Below are 6,885 nucleotides of genomic sequence, written 5' to 3'. Positions count from 1 at the left end.
CAGCGAAACCAGCAACCAGACTGCCGAACAAAACAGCGATGTACATAGCAACCCCGACATTGTCGATACCACGCCAGACACGTCCGTCACGGCAGCAACATTTGAAGCCATGCGCGACATCACCAATGGTTTTTATTACGGTTATGATACCGTTGATAACGGTGCATTGACGTACGACGTTGGGATTTCCGTTGATTTTGGCAGCCGATATATTGGTGCATTCATTTCATATATTCACGAAAATGCACAATCCGGGATACAGCCATTTAATATCGAAAATAACGGGTTGGCCCTAAACACCTATTTTAACGACAGAACCGGCAAAGCTATTTTCACGACGGACGATTTTGATTTTATCGGCAACTGCGAAAGCATGGGCTGCAAGGCACAAATGGTTTTCGAAACCCCCACCCATGTGGAAGTGGATGTTTCAACCAATGCCGTCCCCGAAGGGGCCAGTACATCGGTAGATATCGAGAAAGAAATTGACTAATCAGCCAGCGATACCAACACCGAAAAAGACATGATCAATCTCGCAAAGAGACAAAGTTATTGTCGTTGCTCGCAGACCCGGTACCAAGGCCACTTTTTTACTGTGGTTCGCCTGAAAAGGATCAAGACCATGATGTTTCGCATGTCGACCCCCGCTAAAAGCATGTCATTGTTTCTTGCACCGTTTCGCCCGGCCCCGTTGACATTGGCGGCGCTGGCCATGGGTACAATTATTGCTTCCTCTCCGGCCTATGCGCGCGGCGAACAGGCGGGTGTAAGTGCTGCCGTGCGCGGCGACGTTGAACTGGCCGAGGCCAAGGGCATTGTTGGAACGCAAGTTGAAAGCGGCCAGCCGATTTATCTGGGCGACTATATAACCTCGTCGCCGGGATCGGGGATGCAGATATTGCTGATGGATGAAACCGTTTTCACCATTGGCCCCAACAGCGAAATCGCCATTGACGATTTTGTCTATGACCCGGCCAATAATCAGGGCCATATGAGTGCCAGCATCACCCGTGGTGTGGTGCGTGTCCTGACCGGGAAACTGGCCCATAACGACCCGAAAACCATGAAAATCAACCTGCCGGTTGGTTCTATCGGTATTCGCGGCACACAGTTTCTGGTCTCGGTTCAGGATGGCCCGGGGGATGGTAACGGCACTGGCGGGGCCAACAGCTGGTCGCCCTCAACCCAACAATTTGCCCGGCAACAATTGGGTTCCACCACCACAACCGGGCCAATTGTTGGCGTGGTTAACCTTGGTCCGGGGGCGGGCCGAAACGATTCAGGATCTCGCCCCGGGGCGGTTGAACTGACGTCGCTAAACGGTGTTACCCAGCCGCTGTCAAGCGAGGGGTTTGGTGCCTTTATCACCGGTGATACCGTGACACTGCCCACCCGTTTCCCCGCCGACCTGGCCGGGCTGGATATGAGCACGCTGGTAACCCGCCCCAGCCCGCGCGATGCAAAACAAAATGGCCGTGGCAACACCAACAGTAATGGCAATGGCAATGGCAACGGAAACAGCAATAGCAGCACTTCCGGTCAGCAATCCTCGACAACGGCAAGTACATCGGGTTCATCAGGTACGTCCGGGTCCAGCGGAACCGCACCGTCATCTGCGGGTAATTCGCAAACATCAACCCTGAGCGGCAACACAATGGCGGCGGCCAACAACCAGACAGGGCAAACTGTTGCCAGTGTTCTTGATGTGGCCATGACACAAACCAGTGTGACCACGCAAACCAGCGAAACCAGCAACCAGACCGCCGAACAAAACAGCGATGTGCATAGCGACCCGGATATTACAACAGACATCCCTGGGGAAACGGTTGATGCAACAACGTTTAAGATAATGAGCGAAATTTCGAATGGCATTTACAACGGCTATCTGGATGTCAGCACGTCAAATTTATCTTATCGTTCATTTACCGAAGTTGATTTCGGATCTCGTCATATCTTCACCGAAATATTTAACATTGTGGATTCCACAGGGTCTGAAGGCTACATAAGCGCCAGCAAATACTACACTGACCGTTCAGACTACGCGATTATTACAAGTGACGATTTTCAGTTTGATCCCGGATCTGCCTGCGATGACATGGGATGCAAGGGGAAAGTTACGTTTACAACGCCAACCGCTGTAAATGTGGAGTTAACAACAAATGCCGTTCCCGAAGGGGCCAGTGGAAGTTATGGCCTTAACGAGTATGACAAAGACCCGGGAAATGCACCTGATCTGGACCCTCCCGTATCGCAAGACCCTTAACGGATAAATCAGTATCACACACATGCGCAAAAAACTGTCGGGCATTCTGCATTATCTGATCCCGTTACTGGTTCTGATCACCTGTGTTGTTTTGCGCTGGCAGGATGTGCCGCTGGTGGGGCAATTGCGGATGAATGTGTTTGATACCTATCAACGCATTGAACCGCGCCAGTACCAGGATGTCGGGGTTCGCATTGTTGATATCGACGATAAAAGCCTGGCCGAACTGGGCCAATGGCCGTGGCCGCGTACCCGTTTGGCCGAACTGGTTTACCGGCTGCGCATGGCCGGGGCAACCGTGGTGGGGTTTGACGTTATTTTTGCCGAACCTGACCGCACATCGCCCTCTCGCGTGATTGGCGACTGGCCCCAGGATGACAACACGGCCAAAATCCGCGAACTTGCAACCGGCCTGCCCGACCATGATGCCCTGTTTGCCCAGTTTATCGGGGGTGTCGGACAAATCGTTACGGCAACCCAGTTAACCAATAATCCGCTTGTGACAATACCGCGTCAGGTTGGCAATTTTTCGGTTGCAGGATCGCAAGGGCGCAATATTGCCGAATATATCCCGACGCTTGCGGGGGCAACAACCAACCTGCCAGCGATTGAAGATGCGGCAACGGGCAATGCCCTGATCAACGTCACCCCCGGTGCCGACGGTGTTGTACGCCGTGTGCCCTTATTGCTGGCCCTTGATGCCGAACAACCCCTGATCGGCAAGCCGGTCTACCCGACGCTCAGCATGGAAATGCTGCGTGTGATGCAGGATGCCCCAAAAACAATGAATGTGCGCCTGTCAGGTGCCAGTGGTGCCGCCAGCTGGACCACATCGGACGGGGTTGATGCCATTCGTGTCGGACAGCTTACCATTCCATCCGATGCAACGGGCAATATGTGGGTTTATTTTACCGGCCATCAGCAGGACCGCTATGTTTCGGCATCTGATGTGATGAATGATAAATTGCCCAAAGGTGCGCTTCAGGATACGGCCGTTCTGATTGGCACCAGTGCTGCGGGCCTGCTTGATTTGCGGTCATCGCCGCTAAACCCGGTTTTGCCAGGGGTCGAGGTCCATGCCGAGATGCTCGAACAAATGCTGTTGCAGCAATTTTTGTCGCGCCCCTATTGGGCGTCGCAGGCAGAAACGCTGGCACTGGTGATTGTGGGCCTGTTTTTCGTCATCGCGATCCCCCGGTTGGGCCCCCTTTGGCCCGCCGTCATTGGTGTGGCCGTTATCGCCGGGGCCATCGGGTTTTCCTGGTGGGCCTTTCGCCAGCATCACATGCTGATCGACCCGTTATATGCCAGCCTTTCCACCATACTGGTTTATCTATCGGGCAGCTTGATCGGCTTTATGCGCACCGAAGGCGAAAAACGCCAGGTTCGTGGCGCATTTTCCACCTATCTGTCGCCCGCCCTGGTTGAACAACTGGCCCAGCACCCCGAACGGTTAAAACTGGGTGGTGAAATGCGCGACATGACATTGCTGTTTTGCGATGTGCGCGGCTTTACCACCATTTCCGAAAGTTATAAATCCGACCCGCAAGGTCTGACCCAGTTGATCAACCGGCTGCTAACCCCGCTGACCGGCTGTATTTTGCAGCGCGACGGCACGATCGACAAATATATGGGCGATTGCATCATGGCGTTCTGGAACGCCCCGCTTGATGTTCCCCTGCACCCGGAAAAGGCCTGTGAAGCCGCGCTGGCAATGTTTGTATCCCTGCGCGCATTAAATGCCGAACGCGAAGCCGAGGCCCATGCCGAGGGCCGACCGTTTTTGCCACTGAATATCGGCATCGGGGTCAATACCGGCACCTGTGTTGTCGGCAATATGGGCTCGGACCAGCGGTTTGATTATTCGGTCCTGGGGGATGCGGTTAACCTGGCATCCCGGCTGGAGGGACAATCAAAAAACTATGGGGTCGATATTGTGATTGGGCAGGATAGTGCCATCACAGTTTCCAACCGGTTTGCCGTTTTGCAACTGGACCTGATTGCCGTAAAAGGCAAAAGCGAAGCGGTTGAAATTTTTACCGTTCTGGGCGACCGCGATTTACGCGATAGCAACGATTTTGCCGAACTGGCCCAAATGCATGACGCCATGATCAAGGCTTATCGCGGGCAAAACTGGGATCAGGTTGAAACGCTGTTGCTGTCGCTGCGGCAAAACCCGGTGCGCGATCTTTCAGTTCTTTATGACATGTATGATGAACGTATCGCGGCATTTCGCAAATCGCCCCCCGGCCAGGACTGGGATGGTGTTTTTGTTGCCACAAGCAAATAAAGCAGACTGCCCCTTGCCCCCGAACAACAAGCCCGCCGCGTCATCCGCCGGCGGGTTTTGTTATGCTTGCATTTCAAACCGGTTGCGCCAATGCTGGATCAAATCTCGCCACCAGCTTCCAGTTCGAAAAACAGGCCCCCATGAATTTTTCATCTGACAATGTTTCACCGGTATGCCCGGAAATTCTTGCTGCTATCGCCAGCCAGTCCGATACAAGTGCCCTGCCCTATGGGCAAGACGATGAGACAGCCAAGCTTGATGCCGCCTTTTCACACATGTTTGAAACCGATTGTGTTGTCGTCCCCGTTGCCACTGGCACCGCCGCCAACCTGATCGGCCTTTCCAACCTTGTATCGCCTTATGGCGGGGTGGTTTGCCACCACGAAGCCCATATCAACCAGACGGAATCAACTGGTGTCGCCTTTTATGGCGGCGGGGCAAAACTGCTGACAATGGACGGGCCATCCGCCAAAATCGAGGCTGACCGGCTTGATAAATTTCTAGCCGCGCAAAGCAACCGCGGTATTCACGCAGTGGACCCGGAATGTGTTGCCATCACCCAGGCCACCGAATTTGGCGCGGTTTACAGTGTTGATGAAATCAACGCTATTGGCCAGGTTTGCAAAACCCGTGACATGCGCCTGTTTATGGATGGCGCACGCTTTGCCAATGCCGTGGCATCGCTGGGCTGCCATCCAGCCGACATCACATGGAAGGCCGGGGTCGATGTGTTAACGTTCGGGGCGACCAAAAATGGCGCCCTTGCTGTGGACGCGATTGTCCTGTTTGACAAATCACTTCGCAAAAAAACCGAAAAAGCCCGCAAACGCGGCGGTCATCTGTTTTCCAAACATCGGTATCTGGCAGTGCAGTTGCTGGCTTATCTGGAAAATGACCTGTGGCTGAAAAACGCCCGTCACGCCAATATGGCCGCCAAACTTCTGGGGCAATCCCTGACTGGCATGGGTGCGCGCATGGCACACCAACCCCAGGGGAATGAACTGTTTGTATATATGGACGACAACCTTGCCGCCATGCTGCAAGCGGCAGGTATTGTGTTTCGTCCATGGCCTGCGGTTGGGCCGGGGGCATACCGGTTTGTCACCGCGTGGAACAGCCCGCTGGATGCGATTACATCCCTGCCTGCCAGCCTGGATATGGCCTGACAAAATATTGCCAGTCACACAGCACGCGTGAAACAATAACACCAGTAATTGCCGTTCTGTGTATTGCCACCGGCATCAGCACGGCCCTTAACCCTATATAAAAGCGAGCCTTTGATGAATTTTGCGTCCGACAATGTAACCCCGGTTTGTCCTGAAATTCAGGCTGCCATCGATGCCCAGTGCCAGGGCAATGCCCCGGCCTATGGCGGTGATGATGTCTCGGGCACCCTTGACCGTGCCTTTTCCGAATTATTTGACCACGCGGTCGCCGTGGTGCCCGTCAGCACCGGAACAGCGGCAAACTGCATTAGCCTGTCAACGCTGGTGTCACCTTATGGGGGCATTGTGTGCCATCACGAAGCCCATATTAACGAAGACGAATCAACCGCTGTTGCCCATTTTACCGGCGGGGCAAAACTGCTGCCCATTGATGGCCCGTCTGCCAAAATCGAAGCCGCAACCCTAAGCCGCTATCTGGAAAGCAGGGTTGATCGCGGGGTACATTCGGTAACGCCGGAATGTGTTGCCGTCACCCAATCGACCGAACTGGGCGGGGTTTACAGCGCGGACGAAATTGGTGCAATTGGCGCTGTTTGCAAGCAGTTTGACAAAAAACTGTTTATGGACGGTGCAAGATTTGCCAACGCAGTTGCCGCCCTTGGCTGCCACCCCGCCGACATTACCTGGAAGGCAGGCGTTAACGCCCTAAGTTTCGGGGGCACCAAAAACGGGGCGCTGGCTGTGGAAGCCATTATTTTGTTTGACCCTGCCTTACGCGACAAGGCCGAACTGGCCCGCAAACGCAGTGGCCATTTATTATCCAAGCATCGCTATCTTGCAGCCCAGCTGGCCACTTATATTGACAACGACCTGTGGTTGAAAAACGCCCGAACGGCCAATGCCGCGGCATCGGCCCTGTCCGACCTGCTGATCGGGCAAGGTGGTGAAATGCTGCTCGACAGTCAGGCCAATGAACTATTTGTTTCCCTGCCTGACAAAGCCGCACAAAATTTGCGCGATGCCGGTTTGCTATTTTATTCCTGGCCGTCCCTTGGCAAAAATGCCTATCGATTTGTGACTGCCTGGAATAGCGATACGAACGCAATTAACGATCTTAAAATAAAGCTGCAGGGATCGTAAGTTTCACTAGGGTCTGAACCCAATTG

5 protein-coding genes are annotated in these 6,885 nt (G+C 54.0%); all 5 read left to right on the top strand.

Features of this window, described 5'->3' with window-relative positions; all coding sequences use genetic code 11:
• Positions 1–493, top strand: a 493-nt coding sequence (locus THS27_RS27010) for a hypothetical protein (RefSeq protein WP_168185015.1), incomplete at its 5' end; no start/stop codon positions are given.
• Between the two features lie 129 nt (positions 494–622).
• A complete protein-coding gene (locus THS27_RS25485) occupies positions 623–2,263 on the top strand; it encodes a FecR domain-containing protein (protein ID WP_168185014.1) in 1,641 nt (546 codons plus the stop codon).
• A 22-nt stretch (positions 2,264–2,285) separates the two neighbouring features.
• Positions 2,286–4,553 carry a CHASE2 domain-containing protein gene (locus tag THS27_RS25480; protein ID WP_085595718.1) on the top strand — a complete coding sequence of 756 codons (2,268 nt, stop codon included), beginning with the start codon at positions 2,286–2,288 and terminating at the stop codon, positions 4,551–4,553.
• 62 nt (positions 4,554–4,615) lie between these two features.
• Positions 4,616–5,719 (top strand): low specificity L-threonine aldolase, encoded by a 1,104-nt coding sequence (locus THS27_RS25475; RefSeq protein ID WP_246833107.1) that lies wholly within the window; start codon positions 4,616–4,618, stop codon positions 5,717–5,719.
• Positions 5,720–5,833: 114 nt separating this feature from the next.
• Positions 5,834–6,859, top strand: a complete 1,026-nt coding sequence (locus THS27_RS25470; RefSeq protein WP_085595717.1) for a low specificity L-threonine aldolase — start codon at positions 5,834–5,836, stop codon at positions 6,857–6,859.
• Positions 6,860–6,885 lie beyond the last annotated feature (26 nt).

Origin of the sequence: Thalassospira sp. MCCC 1A01428, assembly GCF_002115825.1 — a bacterium.
In the GTDB taxonomy this organism is placed as follows: domain Bacteria; phylum Pseudomonadota; class Alphaproteobacteria; order Rhodospirillales; family Thalassospiraceae; genus Thalassospira.
Note: the sequence above shows the minus strand (reverse complement) of the source record. Positions and strands in the feature narration are given on the sequence as shown.

Coding starts and splice junctions, on each gene's coding strand:
- THS27_RS25470 (WP_085595717.1), top strand. CDS start 5,834: ATGAATTTTGCGTCCGACAATGTAACCCCGGTTTGTCCTGAAATTCAG.
- THS27_RS25485 (WP_168185014.1), top strand. CDS start 623: ATGATGTTTCGCATGTCGACCCCCGCTAAAAGCATGTCATTGTTTCTT.
- THS27_RS25480 (WP_085595718.1), top strand. CDS start 2,286: ATGCGCAAAAAACTGTCGGGCATTCTGCATTATCTGATCCCGTTACTG.
- THS27_RS25475 (WP_246833107.1), top strand. CDS start 4,616: ATGCTTGCATTTCAAACCGGTTGCGCCAATGCTGGATCAAATCTCGCC.